The organism is Aeromonas piscicola (assembly GCF_000820005.1).
GTDB classification, from domain to species: Bacteria; Pseudomonadota; Gammaproteobacteria; order Enterobacterales; family Aeromonadaceae; genus Aeromonas; species Aeromonas piscicola.
The window spans coordinates 102,233-120,919 of the sequence record NZ_CDBL01000055.1 but is presented as its reverse complement, the minus strand read 5'-3'; the positions used below and the strand labels follow the sequence as shown (position 1 = coordinate 120,919).

General features: G+C 61.0%; 16 protein-coding genes and 2 pseudogenes. 7 read left to right on the top strand and 11 right to left on the bottom strand.

Going from position 1 to position 18,687, the window contains the following annotated elements; all coding sequences use genetic code 11:
- Nucleotides 1-474: SAM-dependent methyltransferase (locus tag BN1128_RS13860; protein WP_042869740.1), on the top strand; the 474-nt coding region annotated here is incomplete at its 5' end.
- A 121-nt stretch (nt 475-595) separates the two neighbouring features.
- Here BN1128_RS13860 and BN1128_RS13855 read toward each other — a convergent pair.
- The 3 genes and pseudogenes from BN1128_RS13855 to BN1128_RS13845 form a co-directional block, all read right to left on the bottom strand.
- Nucleotides 596-805: pseudogene (locus BN1128_RS13855) on the bottom strand (hypothetical protein); the annotation flags it as partial.
- Between the two features lie 87 nt (nt 806-892).
- A complete protein-coding gene (locus tag BN1128_RS13850; RefSeq protein WP_042869738.1) occupies nt 893-1,651 on the bottom strand; it encodes a substrate-binding periplasmic protein in 759 nt (252 codons plus the stop codon).
- 170 nt (nt 1,652-1,821) lie between these two features.
- Nucleotides 1,822-2,139 (bottom strand): heavy metal-binding domain-containing protein, encoded by a 318-nt coding sequence (locus tag BN1128_RS13845; protein ID WP_042869736.1) that lies wholly within the window; start codon nt 2,137-2,139, stop codon nt 1,822-1,824.
- A gap of 436 nt (nt 2,140-2,575) precedes the next feature.
- Between BN1128_RS13845 and BN1128_RS13840 the strand changes: the two genes are divergently transcribed.
- Genes BN1128_RS13840 through BN1128_RS13830 form a run of 3 tightly spaced genes read left to right on the top strand, consistent with a single transcriptional unit; the run spans nt 2,576 to nt 5,634 of the window.
- Nucleotides 2,576-3,685, top strand: a complete 1,110-nt coding sequence (locus BN1128_RS13840; protein ID WP_042869735.1) for a hypothetical protein — start codon at nt 2,576-2,578, stop codon at nt 3,683-3,685.
- A gap of 25 nt (nt 3,686-3,710) precedes the next feature.
- Nucleotides 3,711-4,787 (top strand): HBL/NHE enterotoxin family protein, encoded by a 1,077-nt coding sequence (locus BN1128_RS13835; RefSeq protein WP_042869733.1) that lies wholly within the window; start codon nt 3,711-3,713, stop codon nt 4,785-4,787.
- A gap of 46 nt (nt 4,788-4,833) precedes the next feature.
- On the top strand, nt 4,834-5,634 hold the full coding sequence (locus BN1128_RS13830; protein ID WP_042869731.1) for a hypothetical protein: 801 nt from the start codon (nt 4,834-4,836) through the stop codon (nt 5,632-5,634).
- A gap of 91 nt (nt 5,635-5,725) precedes the next feature.
- Here the strand turns inward: BN1128_RS13830 and BN1128_RS13825 are convergent, their stop codons facing one another.
- Nucleotides 5,726-7,018: an NAD(P)/FAD-dependent oxidoreductase gene (locus BN1128_RS13825; RefSeq protein WP_042869729.1), complete on the bottom strand. Its 1,293-nt coding sequence runs from the start codon at nt 7,016-7,018 to the stop codon at nt 5,726-5,728.
- A gap of 78 nt (nt 7,019-7,096) precedes the next feature.
- Nucleotides 7,097-7,636: an alpha/beta hydrolase YcfP gene (gene ycfP, locus BN1128_RS13820; RefSeq protein ID WP_042869727.1), complete on the bottom strand. Its 540-nt coding sequence runs from the start codon at nt 7,634-7,636 to the stop codon at nt 7,097-7,099.
- A 498-nt stretch (nt 7,637-8,134) separates the two neighbouring features.
- Here ycfP and BN1128_RS13815 point away from each other — a divergent pair, with 498 nt between their 5' ends.
- The gene (locus tag BN1128_RS13815; protein ID WP_042869725.1) at nt 8,135-9,532 is read left to right on the top strand and encodes a nucleobase:cation symporter-2 family protein; all 1,398 of its coding nucleotides are present in this window, start codon (nt 8,135-8,137) and stop codon (nt 9,530-9,532) included.
- A 55-nt stretch (nt 9,533-9,587) separates the two neighbouring features.
- Here BN1128_RS13815 and BN1128_RS13810 read toward each other — a convergent pair whose 3' ends face one another.
- The 3 genes from BN1128_RS13810 to BN1128_RS13800 all read right to left on the bottom strand — a co-directional run bounded on the left by BN1128_RS13810 (nt 9,588) and on the right by BN1128_RS13800 (nt 14,426).
- Nucleotides 9,588-11,396, bottom strand: a complete 1,809-nt coding sequence (locus BN1128_RS13810) for a M3 family oligoendopeptidase (protein WP_042869723.1) — start codon at nt 11,394-11,396, stop codon at nt 9,588-9,590.
- Between the two features lie 153 nt (nt 11,397-11,549).
- Nucleotides 11,550-13,328 (bottom strand): M3 family oligoendopeptidase, encoded by a 1,779-nt coding sequence (locus tag BN1128_RS13805; protein WP_042869722.1) that lies wholly within the window; start codon nt 13,326-13,328, stop codon nt 11,550-11,552.
- A gap of 180 nt (nt 13,329-13,508) precedes the next feature.
- Nucleotides 13,509-14,426 (bottom strand): DUF808 domain-containing protein, encoded by a 918-nt coding sequence (locus BN1128_RS13800; protein WP_042869719.1) that lies wholly within the window; start codon nt 14,424-14,426, stop codon nt 13,509-13,511.
- A gap of 266 nt (nt 14,427-14,692) precedes the next feature.
- Between BN1128_RS13800 and BN1128_RS13795 the strand changes: the two are divergent.
- Nucleotides 14,693-15,019, top strand: a pseudogene (locus tag BN1128_RS13795) (DUF924 family protein); the annotation flags it as partial.
- Between the two features lie 68 nt (nt 15,020-15,087).
- Here BN1128_RS13795 and BN1128_RS13790 read toward each other — a convergent pair.
- Together BN1128_RS13790 and BN1128_RS26445 are read right to left on the bottom strand one after the other, a co-directional pair.
- Nucleotides 15,088-16,707 (bottom strand): methyl-accepting chemotaxis protein, encoded by a 1,620-nt coding sequence (locus BN1128_RS13790; RefSeq protein WP_042869717.1) that lies wholly within the window; start codon nt 16,705-16,707, stop codon nt 15,088-15,090.
- Nucleotides 16,708-16,826: 119 nt separating this feature from the next.
- A complete protein-coding gene (locus BN1128_RS26445; protein WP_276325065.1) occupies nt 16,827-16,961 on the bottom strand; it encodes a hypothetical protein in 135 nt (44 codons plus the stop codon).
- Between the two features lie 138 nt (nt 16,962-17,099).
- Here BN1128_RS26445 and BN1128_RS13785 point away from each other — a divergent pair, with 138 nt between their 5' ends.
- Nucleotides 17,100-17,702 carry a DUF924 family protein gene (locus BN1128_RS13785; RefSeq protein ID WP_042869715.1) on the top strand — a complete coding sequence of 201 codons (603 nt, stop codon included), beginning with the start codon at nt 17,100-17,102 and terminating at the stop codon, nt 17,700-17,702.
- A gap of 68 nt (nt 17,703-17,770) precedes the next feature.
- On the opposite strand, the gene secF is transcribed toward BN1128_RS13785, so the two are convergent.
- Nucleotides 17,771-18,685: a protein translocase subunit SecF gene (gene secF, locus BN1128_RS13780; RefSeq protein ID WP_209428573.1), complete on the bottom strand. Its 915-nt coding sequence runs from the start codon at nt 18,683-18,685 to the stop codon at nt 17,771-17,773.
- Nucleotides 18,686-18,687: the final 2 nt, after the last annotated feature.

Here is an 18,687-nt window from a genome sequence, read left to right as displayed (position 1 = left end):
GGCCGGGGCGGCGAGGAGCTGGAGACCCTGGCCGAGGCGGGGATCCCCTTCTCGGTGGTACCGGGCATCACGGCGGCCTCAGGCTGCGCCGCCTACAGCGGCATTCCCCTCACCCACCGTGATCACGCCCAGCGGGTGCAGTTCATCACCGGCCACGACAAGGAGGGGAATATCGCTCAGGAGTGGTCGGCGCTGGCAGCGCCCCGCCAGACCCTGGTCTTCTACATGGGGCTGGCCCATGCCGGTCGCATTCAGGATGAGCTGCAAACCCACGGCATGCCCGGCCACACCCCGGTGGCACTGGTGGAACAAGGCACCCGGCTCAGCCAGCGGGTGGTGCGCGGCGAGCTGCAGCAGCTGGCCGAACTGGCCCAGCGAGTCAGGAGCCCGAGCCTTATCATCATCGGCTCCGTGGTCACTCTGGCCGACAAGCTGGACTGGTATGGGGAGGCCAATACCATCATCGGGGTCTGATCCGGCCGTCGCGCCAAGGGGCGGGCTAATCCTTTGGCCCTCCAGAGACAACAAAAGCAGACACCGGGCAAGCGGTGTCTGCTTTTTTCATCAGCAAGATACGCGTCAAACCGCGCGCCCGTTACTCCAACGTGATGGGGCCGCTATTCTGGGCATCGCTGTCATTCCAGTCGCTCTCATTGCGAATACGCGGGTCCCCCTGCAAGGTGTAGAGAATGGTGGCCTGACGAAATTGCAGTGCGCCGTCGGTGCGCTTGGCTTTCACCTTGACCCCGTTGACCCACACCTGCTCCTTGCCATCGATCTGAATATTGGCCACCGTGGCACCGGGGTCGGCAACGTATGAGGCACGACGGTGCCACCGGCCTGGCAGATCTGGCGAAAGCCCGACAGGGTCTCGTCCACCAGCGGCGGCAATTCACTCGCTAGTCGGTTTAACCCAGAAGCGGCGCACCCATTTCTGGGTGATCTCATCGTAGGAACCATCCGCTCGCATCTGATCGAGCGCCGTTTGCAGTCGCTTGATGGTTGCGCCATCCGTGTCACGACTGAAGGCAAAGTAGAACAGCTTGGTCTCCTGAAACTGGAACATGGGAACAAAATCCGAGTAGTGATGCCCCAATGTCTCTATGTGATAGGCGGCGCCCATCTGCATGGCAGGGGCAACGTCCGCCCTCCCGCGCAACATCATCCGAAATTTATCATCCTCGTCATGTACCAATACCAGATTGAGCCCTTTTCCCGACAGCTCACGGACCATCGCCGAGTCGCGCACCACGGCAATCCGCCAGGAAGCCAGCTCGGCCAGCTGACTGGCCACTACATCGTCACGGTTTGCCAGGCGATAAAACCAGAGGGTACGAGGACCGATTGGCCCCACCCAATGGAAGAGTGCCTCGCGCTCCGGGAGCCGTATTATGCTGAAGATGACGGTATTGGGATCATACTGCGCCATCTGATAGGCCCGCGCCCAGGGCAGGAGTTGTATCCCCTTGCTGTCGAGCGTGATGCCGCTGACATCCAGCATTCGGTGCAACATATCCACCGAGAGCCCGGTGACCTGACCATCCCTATCCCGGTAGTTGTAAGGGGGAAGATCCTCTGTCACCGCCTGAATGCTTGCCCCCATGGCACTGCCCAGCCAGCACCACAACAATAACCAGCGAACATGGAACATGATTGATCTCCAGACCGTCCTATCTTGCTTTAAGTATGGCAGGCGTGAGCCGCACTACGTCTAGAGCATGGCCATCAAGAGCAGGCAGAGGATCGGTCGCCCCCCCATGCCGGGGCACAGAAACTGAAAAACCGGCAGACGGTTGCCGGTTTTTCAGTTTATTCAAGGGATCAGACCACCACGGCGGTGCCACTGATGCTGACCATCAGCATGCTGCCATTTTGCCCCACCACCTCGTAGTCGATATCGATGCCAACCACGGCGTTGGCACCCAAGGCGGAGGCGCGTTCTTTGAGCTCATCGAAGGCAATCTCGCGGGCGCGGGCCAGCTCTTTTTCGTAGGCGCCGGAGCGGCCGCCTATGATGTCGCGGATCCCGGCAAAGAGATCTTTGAAGATGTTGGCGCCGAGAATAGCTTCGCCAACCACGATGCCGCGATATTCACGAATGGTCTTGCCTTCCAGGGTGGGGGTGGTTGAGAGGATCATCTTGGTTTCCTTATCGATTGTACCGGGGAAACAGCCTAAAACAGCGATAGTTTCCAGGCAAGAAAACTGACTCGATGCGTGTCTGTTGGATCATTGCTGTTGGTGCTTGAAAAGGCAGGATCCATAGAGCGTCGGCTGGCTGGATCCTGCTGGTGTCAAGTCAGGGAGACAACGCAGGTCAACCGGCACAACAAGCTCCAAAAGATCCCTCATTAGCCGTTCTGGCTCAAACATCAAGTGATATAATTGTCAGTTGCGACCCGTTTCGCCTTTCCATAGGGTGAGTCTGTCCCGGCCCTACGCCGGAGACTGACCCACTTCGTCACGAGGACAGCATCATGATGCAGCTCGACACCCGACCACCTCATCCCACCCCTTCAACGCGGGTACATTTCCACGCAAGCCACCTCGCCGAAGCCGGTGCGGAGGCCACGCCATGACCACAATCACCACACTGGATCTTGGAGATCAAGGCCTGCTGGCAGCCTACCTGTCTGCGGCCTCGCCGGCCCTGCTCAACCAAAGCTATGCCAATCTGCTGCTGATGCAGCAGTCCCTGGCCAGGAGCGAGCTCGACTCATCCCTGGCAGTCAAGATTGAGGCCTACCAGGCCCAGATGCTCAACCAGGCGCGCTACTACCAGCAAGACAACCTGCCTGGCCTTATCCATCTGATGAGCTATGGCTCGAATTTCTACGCCCTGGTCGCGGCCTTCAACCGCTTGCTCGGCCAGGATGACGATGCGGCCGTGCTGACCGGGCGGGCCAAGCTGGCAGAACAGCTGACCTCGCTGGCCGATCAGGCCCGGAGTTACCGGCTCTTGGCCCAGACGCTCAACACCCGGGTTCAGATCGCCTGGGGTTCGCTGCGTCCCCTGATGGACAACTTCCTGGGGGTGATCACTCAGCTCGAACAGGATCTGATCGCCGACGCCCAGCGCCAGGCCAAGGCCATAGATGCATTGAACCAGGCCATAGCGGCAAACATTCAGGCCATTGTCGACGAGGGTGGCAAGGCCGGTGACGGTGTCAGCCAACTGGGCCACGCTATCGTGACCTCGCTGGCGCTGGAGGAAAAACCCGCTGGCAAGCCTGCCGCTAACCCAGGCTCGACCAAGGGGTCAGACCAGCAGACCCAATACATGATATCCGGTATCCAGGCCCTGTCATCCGGCATAGCCGGTGCCAGCCTAGCGGCCAAGGAGCTCAAGGCCAATACCCAGAAACTGGCCCAGGCCTACCAGGCGCTGGCCGAAACCAACGCCATGCTGACGGTCGCAAAGTCGGTGCAGGCCCAAAACCAGCTGTTTGTCAGCACCTACGAGACGGTAGCCAGGGCGATCACAGGCCTGCCCTCGGGCTGGCAGAAGGTGGCCGACGCCTATCAGAACGCCGTACCCGTGGTGGCCGACCTCAGCAACGACGGCGATGTGCGTCTGCTCAGGCGCACCCTGGCGCTGAATACCCAATCCTGGCAACTGCTCTCCGATCAGGTGAATGACATCAAGACCGCCTATGCCGGCAACGGCGTCCTGCCCGACGCTTAACCCCCACCACAAAAGGACGATAGACATGATAAATGCAACCATTTCCATGGATCAGAGCATGGCCGGTCAGGCCGGTCAGGCGCTGCAGATCCAGACCTATTGCAACAGCGTCAAACAACAGGTGTCTGTGGACTTCAGCCAGTTCCCGAATCTCAAGGATAATCAGACCCAGATCAACCAGGGACTGGACGTCGCCAAAGGGCATGCAGACCTGTACCTCAATCAGATCCAGCCACAGATCATCACCAACATCAGCAACATCTCCAACTATTACGCCCTGCAAAATGCCATCCCGACCGTGCTCCCTCCCGGTTCCACCAAGGCCCAGTGGCTCAGGCAGCTGAACGTTATCAAAGAACAGGCCACCGAGTACCACAAGGTATCCTCCGACACCCGTCTTATTATCCTGGATCTCAACAACAATCTGATCACCGACTCCCGCAACTTCCAGGGCATTGTGGTGAACCTCAACAGCAAGGTGCAGGGTGACAACGGGGTGCTGGCTCAGCTCAACGGTGACATCGACAAGATCAACGCGGCCATCGATGGCGCCATCGCCGGCATAGTGGTTGGGGGCTTGCTGGTGATTGGCGGTGCCTTCGTCACTGCCATAGGCGCAGTGGCCGACTTCGTCACCGCAGGCACCTCGACGCCTGTGGTAATAGGTGGGGTCGCCATGATGGTGGCAGGTGCCGCCGGTATCACCGCAGGCTCCATCGTGCTGCACAACTCGCTGGGCGCCCGCCAGGACCTGTACCAAAAGCGCAGCAATCTCAACAGCGAGGTACTGATCGCCACCCAGATCGGCAATGGTTATAAAGGGCTCCAGGTACAGGCCCAAAACGCGGTCAATGCCGCGACCCAGATGAGCAATGCCTGGGACGCCCTGACCTCGGATCTCGGCAGCCTGATCACGGATTTGGACAAGGGCATCACCAGCGGCGACGACATCCGCCAGCTCTGGTTGACCGCCGCCGACACCACAGTGAAGACGGTGCTCGTCGACGTGAACACCATCAAGGCTCAGATGGCCGGCGTCAGCCCCATGCAAGTGCCCGCAACCGCCACCATAGCCGATTTCGTCGGCCGTCTGGCCGCCTAAACCACGGGAGGGCGGCCAGGCCGCCCTCTTCTATCAAGGAGAGCCCATGAGCAACGGTATTCTTTCTCAATCCATTGCCAACATGCAGCAGGCCGAAGCCGTCATTCAGTCCTTCACCGGTCTGCCGCAAAACGCCGTCAACATCCAGCAGAACGTCGAGGAGGTGGTCGCGGCGCTGCTGCCCCAGGTGCAAACCATGCAGCAGCAGGTCCTGGCGTTTGGTGCGCGCCTGGAGGTGCAACTGACGCAACAGCTGGCCAATACCGGCCCTTTCAACCCAGAGGCGCTCAAGGCGTTCGTCGATCTGGTCCAGCAGGAGATCACCCCCATCCAGACGCTGACCGCCCAGACCCTGACCGCCAGCCAGACAGCCAACGAGCGCATCGTGCAGGACAACATAGCGTTGCAGCGGATCGGCGTGGAGCTGCAAGCCACCATAGCCGGGCTGCAATCCAACCTGGCCGGGGCCCGTCAGGAGCTGGACTCCCTCAACAAGAAAAAGCTCTACCTGCTGGGGCTGGGATTGCTGGGGCTGCCGGGCCTCATCGCCCTGGCCGTCACCCTGACGCAAACCCAGAACAAGGTGAACAGTCTGGAAGGACAGGTGAACCAGATTGAGGGGCAGAGCCAGCGTCAGCAAGGCTTTCTCGGCCAGACGACGACATTCTCCCAGCAATTCGGTTCCCTCATCGATCGGGTGAGCAAGGTCGGCAACACCATCACCCTGCTCGGCGGCGATATTGCCAACGTCGCCCGCGATGCCGGGCAAGGGGATCCGGAGCTGGCGCGGCTCTTCTTCACCGCCGCCCTCACCGAGGTGCGCACCCTGCAGGTGGACGCCTCCTGATACCCCTGAAACAAAAAAGGAGAGGCCTTGGCCTCTCCTTTTTCATGGTGCGCGGGGCCATTGCCGCCCCGGCACGTTTGCCCCAAGCGGCTTAGTGCAGCTTCAGGGTCGGGCGCAGCACCCGGTTGATGCGGCCCACCAGCATGATGAGACCCGTCTTGATGTAGCCGTGCAGGGCGACCTGGTGCATCCGATAGAGCGAGATGTACACCATGCGAGCTATGTAGCCTTCCACCATCATGGAGCCGCGCATCAGGTTGCCCATCAGGCTGCCCACGGTGGAGAAGCGACTCAAAGAGACCAGCGAGCCGTGATCGTGATAGAGGTAGGGCTTCATCTCGCCCCCTTCCAACTTGGCCAGGATGTTCTTGCACGCCTGGGTCGCCATCTGGTGGGCGGACTGGGCGCGCGGCGGCACGAATTTGCCATCCGGCTGCGGGCAGGCAGCGCAGTCACCGATGACGAAGATGTTCTCGTCACGGCTGGTTTGCAGTGTCTCTTTCACTACCAGCTGGTTGATGCGGTTGGTTTCAAGGCCGGCGATATCCTTCATGAAATCCGGCGCCTTGATGCCGGCAGCCCACACCATGAGATCAGCTTCGATGAGCTCCCCATCCTTGGTGTGCAGCCCATCGCTGGTGGCTTCGGTGATCATGGTGGCGGTACGCACATCCACCCCCAGTTTGACCAGTTCCTGATGAGCAGCGCCACTGATGCGCTCCGGCAGCGCCGGCAGAATGCGGGGGCCCGCTTCCACCAGGCTCACCTTCAGGCTCTCTGTGGTGAGGTTCTTGAAGCCGTAGGCATAGAGCTGCTCCACCGCGTTGTAGAGCTCGGCAGAGAGCTCGACACCAGTGGCGCCACCGCCGACGATGGCGATCTTCACCTTGTCACCGGGCTGGTATTCGGTGGCGAACTGCAGGAAACGGTTCATCATGCTGTTGTGGAAGCGGTGCGCCTGGGAGGGGCTGTCCAGGAAGATGCAGTGATCCTTGATGCCCTTGGTGTTGAAGTCGTTGGACACGGAACCGATCGCCATCACCAGGATGTCGTACGCCACCTCCCGCTCATGCACCACTATGTCGCCGTTCTCGTCGACGATCTTCCCCAGCACGATGCGCTTTTCGTCGCGCTTGATGTCAGTCAGGCTGCCCAGCTGGAAATCGAAACCGTGGTTCTTGGCATGGGACTGGTAGCTCAGGGCATCGATGCCCGCATCCATGGAGCCGGTAGCTACTTCGTGCAGCAGGGGTTTCCACAGGTGGGTACGGTTGCGATCGACCAGAGTGATCTTGGCCTTGTTTTTCTTGCCCAGTTTGCGGCCCAGGCTGGTGGCCAGCTCCAGACCGCCGGCCCCGCCGCCGACGACAACAATATTGGTCATGGTTAATTACCTCGGTTCCATTAAAGCGAAGGGAGCCATCGGCTCCCTTGATAGTTGAATCCATGACGTGACGATCAATCAGGCTTCCTTGAAAGCCTTCATCTGTTGCAGGTGATGAGAGATGTTCTTGAACTTGTGAGTCTCTCGCTCATCCCACACGATGTTGTAATAATTCTTCAATTCACGCTCAGTTTCGCCATTATCGCGGATTTCATCCTGAACGGAAAGGATGCAGAGGCAATTTCCTGAATTTTTACTACGAAATTCAGACACACATTTGGTGCCTATATCCTCGTACTCTTCCGGTCTGTCTATCTTGCCCTGCATGGTGATCTCGGGGTGCAGATTGGGATTGAAAATCACCTGCTTGATACCGCACAGGAAGCCGATCCGCTCGCTCCAGTAGCCTCCCAGCCCCACCCCGCAGATGAGGGGCTTGGGGTCCGTGCTCATGTCGAGCTGCTTCTTCACTTCCTTGAGCAGATGGCTCATGTCATGACGGGGATGAACCGTGCTGTAGTGCACGAAACGCACATCATCATCGATAAACTGCAACTGCAGCACTTTTTCATGATTGCCGGGGCTGGTGGCATCAAAACCATGCAGATAGATGATCATGGACAAGACCTCAAAAACTGTGTCGGTTCTATCGAACCTACCCCAGCGGCGGGGCCCTGCGCCACCAAAACATCCCACTTTCTTGCTTTGGATCACGCCTCCTGTTGCGGATGAAACCAGATTGAGGGGGCCTTTCCCCCGCGCGAGTATCAAAGTGAGAGCCCGCCAGGCAGAAATGATACGCCGGCTACCAATGTGAGAGCCCGTCCCGCGGGCCAGCAAACGATTGCCCAGCCACGGCTTTCCAACCCTGTGATCCCGTCCACAAAACCGCCAGCAGGCGCATCACCACCAAGCCAGCACGCCCTATTGCGCACGTTTTGTGCAGTATCAGCCTCCATGGGTGCGCACCCGGGGCGGCCATCCACGCCGACCATGCCTGAACGCATACAGGATCAGCGTTCACTCCCTGCCCAGCCCATCGCGGGTTCCATGAACGGTGCAGCCAGTCCCATTTTGCCCGGCCGTGCCGGTCGGGCCGCAAGGAGTGAGGTATTCATGAACCAGACCAATCCCCCCGGGACGACCACGCGCCGCACCGTCGATGAAGTGGAACGCATGCTCCCCCCTGGCCAGCTCTTTACCCTGGGTTTGCAACATGTGCTGGTGATGTACGCAGGCGCCGTGGCGGTGCCGCTGGTGATAGGCGGCAGTCTGGGGCTGCCCAAGGATCAAATCTCTTATCTCATCAGCTCGGATCTGTTCTGCTGCGGTATCGTCACCCTGCTGCAGTGTCTGGGGATCGGCCGGTTTGCCGGGATCCGGCTGCCGGTCATCATGTCGGTCACCTTCGCCGCCGTCATGCCCATGCTGGCCATAGGCGCCAACCCGGATCTGGGGCTGACCGGCATCTTCGGTGCCACCATAGCCGCCGGGGTCATCTCCACCCTGCTGGTGCCCCTGGTCGGCCGCCTGATGCCGCTCTTCCCGACCGTGGTGACAGGTGTGGTCATCACCTCCATCGGGATCAGCATCATGCAGGTGGGGATCGACTGGATGGCGGGGGGCAAGGGCAATCCCGAGTACGGCAGCCTGCGCTACATAGGCACCAGCTTCCTGGTGCTCGCCTTCATCTTGCTGGTGACCCGCTTCACCAAGGGCTTTTTCAGCAACATCTCAGTACTGCTCGGCATACTGTTCGGCTTCGGAGTGGCCATCGGCATGGGCGAGGTGAACCTGACCGGCCTGGATGAGGCCGCCTGGTTTGCCCCCATAGTCCCCTTCGCCTTCGGCTGGCCCACCTTCGATCCCATCTCCATCGCCACCCTCACCGTCATCATGCTGATCACCTTCATCGAATCCATGGGGATGTTTCTGGCCCTCGGCGACATAGTCGGTCACCCGGCCAGCCGGGGCGACATAGTGCGGGGGCTGCGGGTGGATGGTATAGGAACCGTGATTGGCGGCATCTTCAACAGTTTTCCCCACACCTCGTTTTCCCAGAATATCGGGCTGGTGAGCGTGACCGGGGTATCGAGCCGCTGGGTCTGCGTCATGTCGGGGGGGATACTGCTCGCCTTTGGCCTGATCCCCAAGATGTCGCTGATGGTCGCCTCCATTCCCCCCTTCGTGCTCGGCGGCGCCGGCATCGTCATGTTCGGCATGGTGCTGGCCACCGGCATTCGCATCCTGGCGCGGGCCGATTACAACAGCAACCGTCACAACCTCTACATAGTCGCCATCAGCTTGGGAATAGGCATGATCCCCACCGTCTCCGGCCACTTCTTTCAGCACTTTCCCGCCGCGCTGCAGCCACTGCTGCACAGCGGTATCCTGCTGGCGACCCTGAGCTCGGTGCTGCTGAACCTCTTCTTCAACGGCTACCAGCCGGATCTTAGCCACCAGCCCCGCCCCTTGCTGGTGGGCCCGGTTCGGCCAGTCGACCCCCGGCCATAAAAAAGCCGCCGGGCAGATACACTGCCCGGCGGCGCCTTCACGTGCCAGAGTTCCCTTAGCCGCAGGTCTGCTCGAAGCGATCCACCGCCGCCGCCACCAGCGCCATGCTGCCCTGCCAGAAGGCAGCCTCACGGATATCCTGACCCAGGTGTTTTGCCACCAGATCTTCGGCGCTCATGCGGCCGGTATCGCGCAGCAGGGCACGATAAGCCTCGGCCACATTCGTTTCCCCTGCCGCCTGACGGCTCATCAACTGCTGATAGACCCCCAGGCTGAACAGATAGCCAAACAGGTAGGGGTAGTTGTAAAAACCGAGCCCGGCGATGGAAAAATGCGCCTTGGCCGCCCAGAACAGAGGGTGATAACGCACCAGACTCTCCTCATACCAGCGGCCCCAGGCTTCGTCCGTCATCGTCTTGAGCCGCTGTGCCGACACATAGCCCTGTCCACGGGCAGCCACCAGCGCCTGCTCGAAATCGAAGCGGGCCGGAATGTTGACCAGGAAGGTGGCGGCACCGTCGGCTTCGGCCCAGGCGATGGCCTGCTGCTGCTCCGGCGTCTGCGCCTGTTCGAACAGGGCGCTGCGCACCAGGGTTTCGGCAAAGATGGAGGCGGTCTCCGCCAGCGTCATGGGGTAGCTGCGCTGGCTCATGGGCAGATCGCGAATGAGCCAGTTGTGCCAGGCGTGACCTAGCTCGTGGGCGAGCGTGATGACGTTGTCCATGGTGCCGGCATAGGTGATGAAGACCCTTGGCTCCACCGGCTCGGCAAACTTGGTGCAGTAGGCACCGGTACGCCGGTTCGGGGTGGGCGCCGCATCAATCCAGCCCTTCTCGGCCATCATGCGGGCAAACTCCCCCATCTCGGGATCGAAGCGGGCAAAGGCCGCGGCTATGATCTCGATCGCCTCTTCAAACGGGATCTCTCGACTGCTAGCCGCCGGAGGCGGTGCAAACAAGTCCTCCGGCCCCGGATCTGTAATGCCAAGCTGCCGGGCCATCAGCCCCAGCGCCCGCTGGCCCAGACCCCGGGCGTTATAGGTCTCGGCCATGAGGGTATCCAGGGTGGTGCGCTCTATGTGACTCTGATGGCAGGAGAGATCCAGCGCATCAAGCACACGCTGCTTGCCGCGCTGGCGCGCCAGTTCAAGTCGCCAGCCGTTGAGGGCATTGAGGATGGCGGCCACCGTCTCCTGCTCCCCTTCCCAGCCAGCGCTGATGGCATCAAAGGCCTCGCGGCGCAGGGCCCGTATTGGGCTGGATAGCAGATTGCTCGCCTCGGCTAGCCCCATCTCGCGACCATCGATAACGAGGCGGATCTTGCCCACCAGATCGTTGTAGAGGTTGCCCCAGGCGTGCAACCCGTCGGTGCCAAGCCCAATCACCAGCTGCTCGGCCTCCACCGGCAGGCGCTGATCCTGCAAGCGGCGCTCATGGCGCAGCCGGTAATCCTCTTCTCCGAGCGAGGGATCCAGCATCAGCCGCTCAAACTCGGGCTCGGGCAGTCCCAGCATCAGATCTTCCACCGGGGCCAGGGTCTTGAACAGATCGGCGTTGAGGGCGCGGGCGCGGGAAGCCAGCTGCTTGGCGAGCACATCGCGGGCATCCTGACTGCCCTTGCAGGCCGCCAGTATGGCGACGTTCCAGCCGATATTGCGGATCCGCTGGGCCCGCAGGCGTACTTCGCGCAAAAAATCGGGCAAGGCGTCAGTATTGCCCAATACCTGCTCAAGACCGTCGATAAAACTGGCAAGCTCGGCGAGGTTGGCTCGGGCCAGGCTCATGTCCGCTTCCAGCTCGGGGCAATCAAGGGCGGGATAGATATGCTGGTTGTGCCACTGCTGTGGGTAAATTCGTTGCTGCATCAAACGCTCGTCATCAATATCAGGGGCAGAGGCTGCCCGGGGTGAAATGCGCGTGGCCGGGCCGCTGCGGGCCCGCCACGAAAGAAACAGGGGCCGCCGGGGCGCCCCCGAACGGCCGGTCTGATCAGCCAATGCGATAGACGGGCCAGCCCGTCACACCAGTCGCTCGAGGCGGTCGACCGCCTCCTCCACATAGCGCAGGCTCTCCTGCCAGAAGGCGGGTTCGCGAATGTCGACCCCCAGGTGTTTCTCCACCAGATCCTCGGCGCTCATGCGGCCCGTGTCGGTGAGCAACGCGCGATAGGCGTGGGCAAAATCGCCCCCGGCCCGCTCCTTCTGGGCATAGAGCCCCAGGCTGAACAGATAGCCGAACAGGTAGGGATAGTTGTAAAAGCCGAGCTCGGTGATGGAGAAGTGGCCCTTGCTGGCCCAGAACAGCTCGTCGTACTGGCTGAGGGTGTCACCATACCACTGCTGCTGCGCGGATTTCATCATCTGCCGCAGCTGGCTTGCCCCCACATAGCACTGCTCCCGCGCCGCCACCAGGGCCCGCTCGAAGGTGAAGCGGGCCGGAACGTCGAGCAGCAGGCTGGCGGCACGCTCCCCGTCCAGCCAGGCGATGGCTCTGCGCTGCTCCATGTTGTCGGTGGCGGCAAACAGGGCATCGCGCACCAGGGTTTCGGCAAACAGGGAGGCGGTCTCCGCCAGCGTCTTGGGGTAGTCGCGCTGCTCCAGCGGCAAGTCCCGCAACAGCCAGCTGTGCCAGGCGTGCCCGAGCTCGTGGGCCAGGGTGATGAGGTTGTCCATGGTGCCCTCGAAGGTGAGAAACACCCGAGGCTCGGGAGGATAGGCATATTCGGTGCTGTAGGCACCGCTGCGCCTGTTTGCGCTGGGGGCCGCATCAATCCAGCCCTTCTCGGCCATCATGCGGGCAAAGGCCCCCATTTCGGGGTCAAACCCGGCGAAGGCATCGGCCACCAGAGTCAGCGCCTGCTCGAAGCTGAGCAGGGCCGGGGTCTCGGCGGGCGCAGGGGCATAGAGATCCCAGGGGGCAAAATCGCTGATCTGCCGGGCGCTGGCCATGGCGCGCAGGGCTCGCCGTCCCAGCGCTTTGTGGGCGTGAGCCTCGGCCATCAGGGTATCCAGGGTGGCGCGCTCGATATGGCTCTGATGGCAGGAGACATCCAGCGCATCGAGCCGACGCGTCTTGCCACGCTGTGCGGCGAGCTCGTTGCGCCAGCCATTGATGGCATTGAGGATGGCGGCTACCGTCTCCTGCTCTGCCTGCCAGGCGGCCTGAATGCCGTACCAGGCGCTGGCACGGCGCGCCCGAACCGGGTGGGCCAGCAGATTGTCCGCCTGGGCCAGTCCCATGGGCTCTTCGTCCACCACGGGCCTGAGCCGGCCCACCAGACTGTCGTAGAGATCCCCCCAGCCTTGCAGTCCATCCACTCCCAATCCTTCGATCAGCTGCTCGCTCTCGAGCGACAGCTGTTGATCCTGCTGACGCCTGTCGTGACGAATGAGGTAGGCAAGCTCGAACAGCTCGGGATCCTGCAACAGGGCCCGCACCTGCCCCTCGGGGGCGCTTGCCCAGAACAGGGTTACCGGCTTGCTGAGCTGAGCCAGGGTCGCCTGCAACTGCTGGCCACGGCAGAGCAGCACCTTGGCCGCTTCGTCGCAACCATTGCGACTGAGCCGGTTGTAGGCATAAGTCTGGCTGTTCCACACCAACCGGTTCACGTCGGTCCAGCAGGATCTGATGGCCCGCAGCAGGTGGCGCAAGCCATTGACGTCCGTGGTTTGAGGGAGTTCGTCCAGCAATTGACTCAAGGTCGTCAGCGTATGGCGGGCCTGATGAAAATCGGCGTCGATCGCCGGGCAATCGGGGGCGGCATAGATGTGATCATCCAGCCAAACGGGTAGGTTCATAACTGTCCTTGTTTGTTTGCATCCATGTCGGGTGGCCCCGCCTCTGTGGGCGAGTGCCACTGCCGATAGTACGAAGGGAGCCGGCACTTGCACAGCCCCCATCCGAGTCAACAAACAAGACGAACAATCAACTGTCCGGCGGCCTCTGCCGGCCGTGTACAAACAGTGGACAGGCCGCAGTTATTTGGCGGGTTTGAGTTTGCTCACCAGAGTCATGGCCAGCACCAGCGCCATGCCCGCCACCACACCGGCCACGGCGTTGAGCAGGGTCGGCGTCACCGCAGCCAGCACGGCGCCCACGGATGGCAAGGTGGCAAGGGCTCCCGCCGCCTCTTCAACGAGGTGATGGGCAAAGGGCCAGCCGTGCACCAGAATACCGCCACCCACCATGAACATGGCGATGGTCCCCACCAGCGCCAGCAGGTGCATCAATCGGGGCGCAGTCACCAGCAGCCCCTGCCCGACTGCGCGGCGCAAGGCGCTGCCGTCAGACTTTTGCAGCAGGTGCAGACCTATGTCGTCGAGTTTGACGATAAGTCCCACCAGCCCATAGACCCCCACCGTCATCAGCAGGGCAATGCCCGCCACCACAGAGATCTGCAGGCCCAGGCTGCTGCCCTGCACAGTGCCGAGCGCGATGACGATGATCTCGGCAGAGAGGATAAAGTCGGTGCGAATGCCCCCCTTTATCTTCTGCTGCTCGAAGGCCACCAGATCGTCGGGAACAACCTGACTGCTCGGCTCACCTTCTGCCGCCTCGTGGGGCAGAAACTTGTGGGCCAGCTTCTCCGCTCCCTCGAAGCAGAGGTAGGCGCCCCCCAGCATCAGCAAGGGGGTGATGAGCCAGGGCACCAGGGCACTGATGGCGATGGCGGCAGGCACCAGAATGAGCTTGTTGCGAAACGACCCCTTGGCCACCGCCCACACCACAGGCAGCTCCCGCTCTGCCCGCACGCCGGAAACCTGCTCGGCATTGAGGGCGAGATCGTCCCCCAGCACGCCGGCCGTCTTCTTGGCAGCAACCTTGGTCATCAGCGCCACGTCATCGAGCACGCTGGCAATATCATCGAGCAGGGCCAACAAACTGGTTCCGGCCATATCAGGCATTCCTCATATCAGTGAAAACATCCCCTCGGGCACGCAGGCAATCTCGCCGGGCAGACGCCACAGGCGAATGCCGATCAGAGGGGGGTTAAAAGATGGCACAGTGTAACGAGAAGCCGTCCGTTAGGCAGCAACCACATCAGGGTCAATTGGCCTTGTTTCAGCCCGAGCCCCCCGGCTCAAAGAGTTCCCATGCAACCCTGGCAATCTCTGCTCGATTTCTGGTTTGGCGATGACGCCGCCAGCGGCACTCTGGCCCGCAGGCCCGGGCTCTCTGCCTGAAGGGCTTGTCGCTCTGGGGGCAAACAAGGCCTCTCGCCGCTGGCACGGGTCTTCTTCTACCTGCCGCTGGAGCACGCCGAATCGCGAGAGCAGCAAGTCCACAACATGACCCTGTTCGAGGCGCTGGCGGCCGAGCAGTCCGGCAGTCCGGCGCAGGCCACCTTCGAGGACTTCGCCGATTTCGCCCGTCGCCATCAGGTGATCATCGAACGCTTTGGCCGCTTCCCCCATCGCAACGCCATCCTGGGTCGCACCAGCACGCCGGAAGAGGCCGGTTGTTGCAGTAACCGGGCTCCGGTTTCTAAAACGCGCCATATAAAAATCCCCGCCAGATGACTGACGGGGAGAGAAGGTAGATAACGGCAAGTTGGATTTACTGAATACGGTAGCGGGATATCTGCTGATGGATGCTCTCAGTGGTGACATTGAGCTCCTCGGCGGCTGCCGAGGTCTCTTCGGCGGTGCTGCTGGTCTGCTGCACGACTTGGGCAATATTCTCCACCTGATGGGCAATCGACTCTGCGGCGGCACTCTGCTCGCGGATCGCATTGGTGATCTCGCCCACCTGCTCCATCACACGGTGCGATGCACTCCTGATTTCGGAGATAATGGCGCCGCTCTCCGTCGCCATGGCAACCCCCTGGCTCACCTTCTCCTCCACCAGATTCATGCGGGATACCGTATTATTGGATTCCTGCTGGATCGCCTCTACCGTGGCTGATATCTCCTGAGTGGATTGCGCCGTACGCTCTGCCAGCTTGCGCACCTCATCCGCCACCACGGCAAAGCCACGACCGGACTCACCGGCCCTCGCCGCCTCAATGGCCGCATTCAGCGCCAGTAAATTGGTTTGCCCCGCCACATCGCGGATCACGCTGACCACGCCACCAATCCGCGAAATTCCCTCACCCAACGCAATCACCTCTGCAGAAGCCTGCCTGATGGAGTCAGCAATCTCGTTAATAGCTCGGACGGTGCGATCTATGGTCTTGCCACCTTCAGTTGCTAGCTGGCCTGACTCATTGGTAATGCGGCTCGTCTCCTGAGTGCGTTGTGAGATATCTGTGATACTGACCGTCATCTCTTCGACGCCAGCTGCGATCAGACTTGTGGCATCATTTGCCTGACTGGCCGAGCTGGCAAGGTGTTGTGCCGCCTGGGAGAGTGACTCGGCTGTGCTCTTGATCTGCAAACTGCCGACGGAAAACTCGGTGAATGTTTGCTGCAACGTATCGAGCAGACGATTTACGGCATTGAGGGTCAGGCCAATCTCATCTTGCTGTTTGACATCGGCTCTGAGGGTAAAATTGAGCTCGCGCTGGATCCGGGTGAGGGTATCCATGGCAGTGCGTAGCGGGCTGGCAACCTGCATGAATAGCCAAGTAAATAATCCCAAAGTTAACAATCCGGTACCACCGGCAATAAAGATCAGGGTTTCCAGACTGTTGTCGTAGTTCTCCTTGCCTTGCGCCTTGAGTGCCAACCCTAAATCGATATTGAAGGTGACATGGAGCGCTATCGCCTTGGCGAACTGCTGATACAGCTTGATGGCCTCCGCCGCCAGCATATCTCTGGCTTCCTCGTTCTTGTTTTGGCGCGACAGCAGCAGAACCTTGTCTATCTCCTGATAATATTGCGCGACAATCCGCTGGTCATCGTCGGTCAGGCGCCGATCTTCATCGTTGGAGAGCAGCTCGCCTTTATATTTGTCCAGCAGTGAATTGATCTGTCCCCGTCTATCGGAGATGTCCGTTTCGATCTGCTGCATCTTGCCGGTGTCGGTATTGAGCACATGGGTTTGCACCAGCGAATGCAATTCATAGAAATCGGCCTGTACCTCCTTGATAAGAGTAATACTTGGCACCGTATTGTCCGTTACATAACCCAGATCCCGGTTGGCCGAATCGAGGCGGTTGATACTGAACCAGCTGAGAAAAATGAGGGCAAGGATAACCAACAGAGCTATCAGTTGAAGCCGACGAGCAATATTCATAACCATACACTCCAGATGTAAACTATCTAGCAGTGTAGACGACACATAAACAACAACGGCCCGCTTTGGCGGGCCGTTGTTGTTTATTTTTCATGACGTTGTGATCAGGCCTTGGCCGGCTAACTCTCGCCCAGCGCGTCGGTTTCACCCAGACTGTCTTCGGTCTTGGCAACCACACTGGCAGCGATGGCGGCAGGCATCAGAATAAGCTTGTTGCACCAAAGCTCGGCCAGCACACCGGATAGATGCCACACGCGGAGGCCGGCAAGAAGGGGGTCCTTATTTCAGGCAAAAGATGGCACAGTGTAACGAGAAGCCGTCCGTTAGGCCGCAACCACATCAGGGTCAATTGGCCTTGTTTCACCCCGATCCACCCGGCTCAAGGAGTTCCCATGCAACCCTGGCAATCTCTGCTCGATTTCTGGTTTGGCGATGACGCCGACGACGCCACCCGCGCCAAACGGCAAGCCCCGCTCTGGTGGGGAAAAAGCAGCGAAACCGATACGCTGATAGCCAGCCGCTTTGGGGCGCTGGCTGAAGCCGCCGCCACCGGCTCTCTGGCCCACTGGGCCGAGGTGCCCGTCGGCCGGCTGGCGCTGATCCTGCTGCTGGATCAACTGCCACGCAATATCCATCGCGCCACGCCCGGCGCCTTTGCCCAGGACCCGCTGGCCCGGGATCTCTGTCTGAAGGGCTTGTCGCTGGGGGCAGACAAGGCGCTCTCGCCGCTGGCACGGGTCTTCTTCTACCTGCCGCTGGAGCATGCCGAATCACGCGAGCAGCAAGTCCGCAGCGTGACCCTGTTCGAGGCGCTGGCGGCCGAGCAGGCCGGCGGTCCGGCGCAGGCCACCTTCGAGGGCTTCGCCGATTTTGCCCGCCGCCATCAGCTGATCATCGAACGCTTTGGCCGCTTCCCTCACCGCAACGCCATACTTGGTCGCACCAGCACGCCGGAGGAGGCCGAATTTTTGCAGCAACCGGGCTCCGGTTTCTAGGCCAGCCGCAGAGACAAAAAAACGGGCCCGATGGGCCCGTTTTGCATGCAGGGAGTGGACAAGGGGCATCACGCCGCCTCTGCCAGCTCCTCCTCTTTCTTTTGGTAGGCCTGGGGCGAGAGACCCAGCAGCTCCTGCACGGTGGAGGCGACCGTGATGGAGGAGATGGTCCCCACCAGGATGCCGGCAAACAGGGTGAAGGCGAAGCCGTAGAGGGCATCGCCGCCGAACAGCAGCAGGGCGCCCACGGTGAACAGGGTGGTGCCCGAGGTGATCATGGTGCGGCTGAAGGTCGCCTTGATCGCCACGTCCGAGCAGTCATGGATGGAGAGCTTGGTGCGTGAGCTCAAGATGTCCCGCAACCGGTCCGAGATGACGATGCTGTCGTTGAGGGAATAGCCGATCACCGCCATCAGGCCGGCGATCACGTTGAGGTCAAACTCGATGTTGAACAGCGCCAGCAACCCCATGGCCACCAGGCCGTCGTGCAGCACAGACACCAGGATGGCGATGGCCTGACGCCACTCGAAGCGCACCGCCAGGTAGGCGGAGATGGCGAGCGACGCCACCAGCACCGCCAGCATCCCCTGCTGGAACAGTTCGGCACCCACCTGAGGGCCGACTATGGTGGTGCGCAGCAGCTCCACCGGCAAGTTGAGCTGTTGACCCAGCATGACAGCCAGCTCCTCGGCCGGCCAGGGCAGCTCGTGGGGTGGCAGCTTGATGAGCCACTCCCCCGGGATGCCGGCGCCGCTCAGCTCGACCGCCCCTGCCAGCGGGGCGCTCAGCAGGGCGTTCAGTTCATGGGCCTCTTTCAGGGTCTGGATGCGAAACTCCAGCAGTATGCCGCCGGTGAAGTCGAGCCCGAGCGACAGCCCGTTGATGGCCAGCACGGCTATGCTCGCCACCGTCAGCAGCACGGAGATCCACAACCCGATGTAACGCCAGCGGGTCAGCCCCATGGCAACGATCATTCTCAACATAG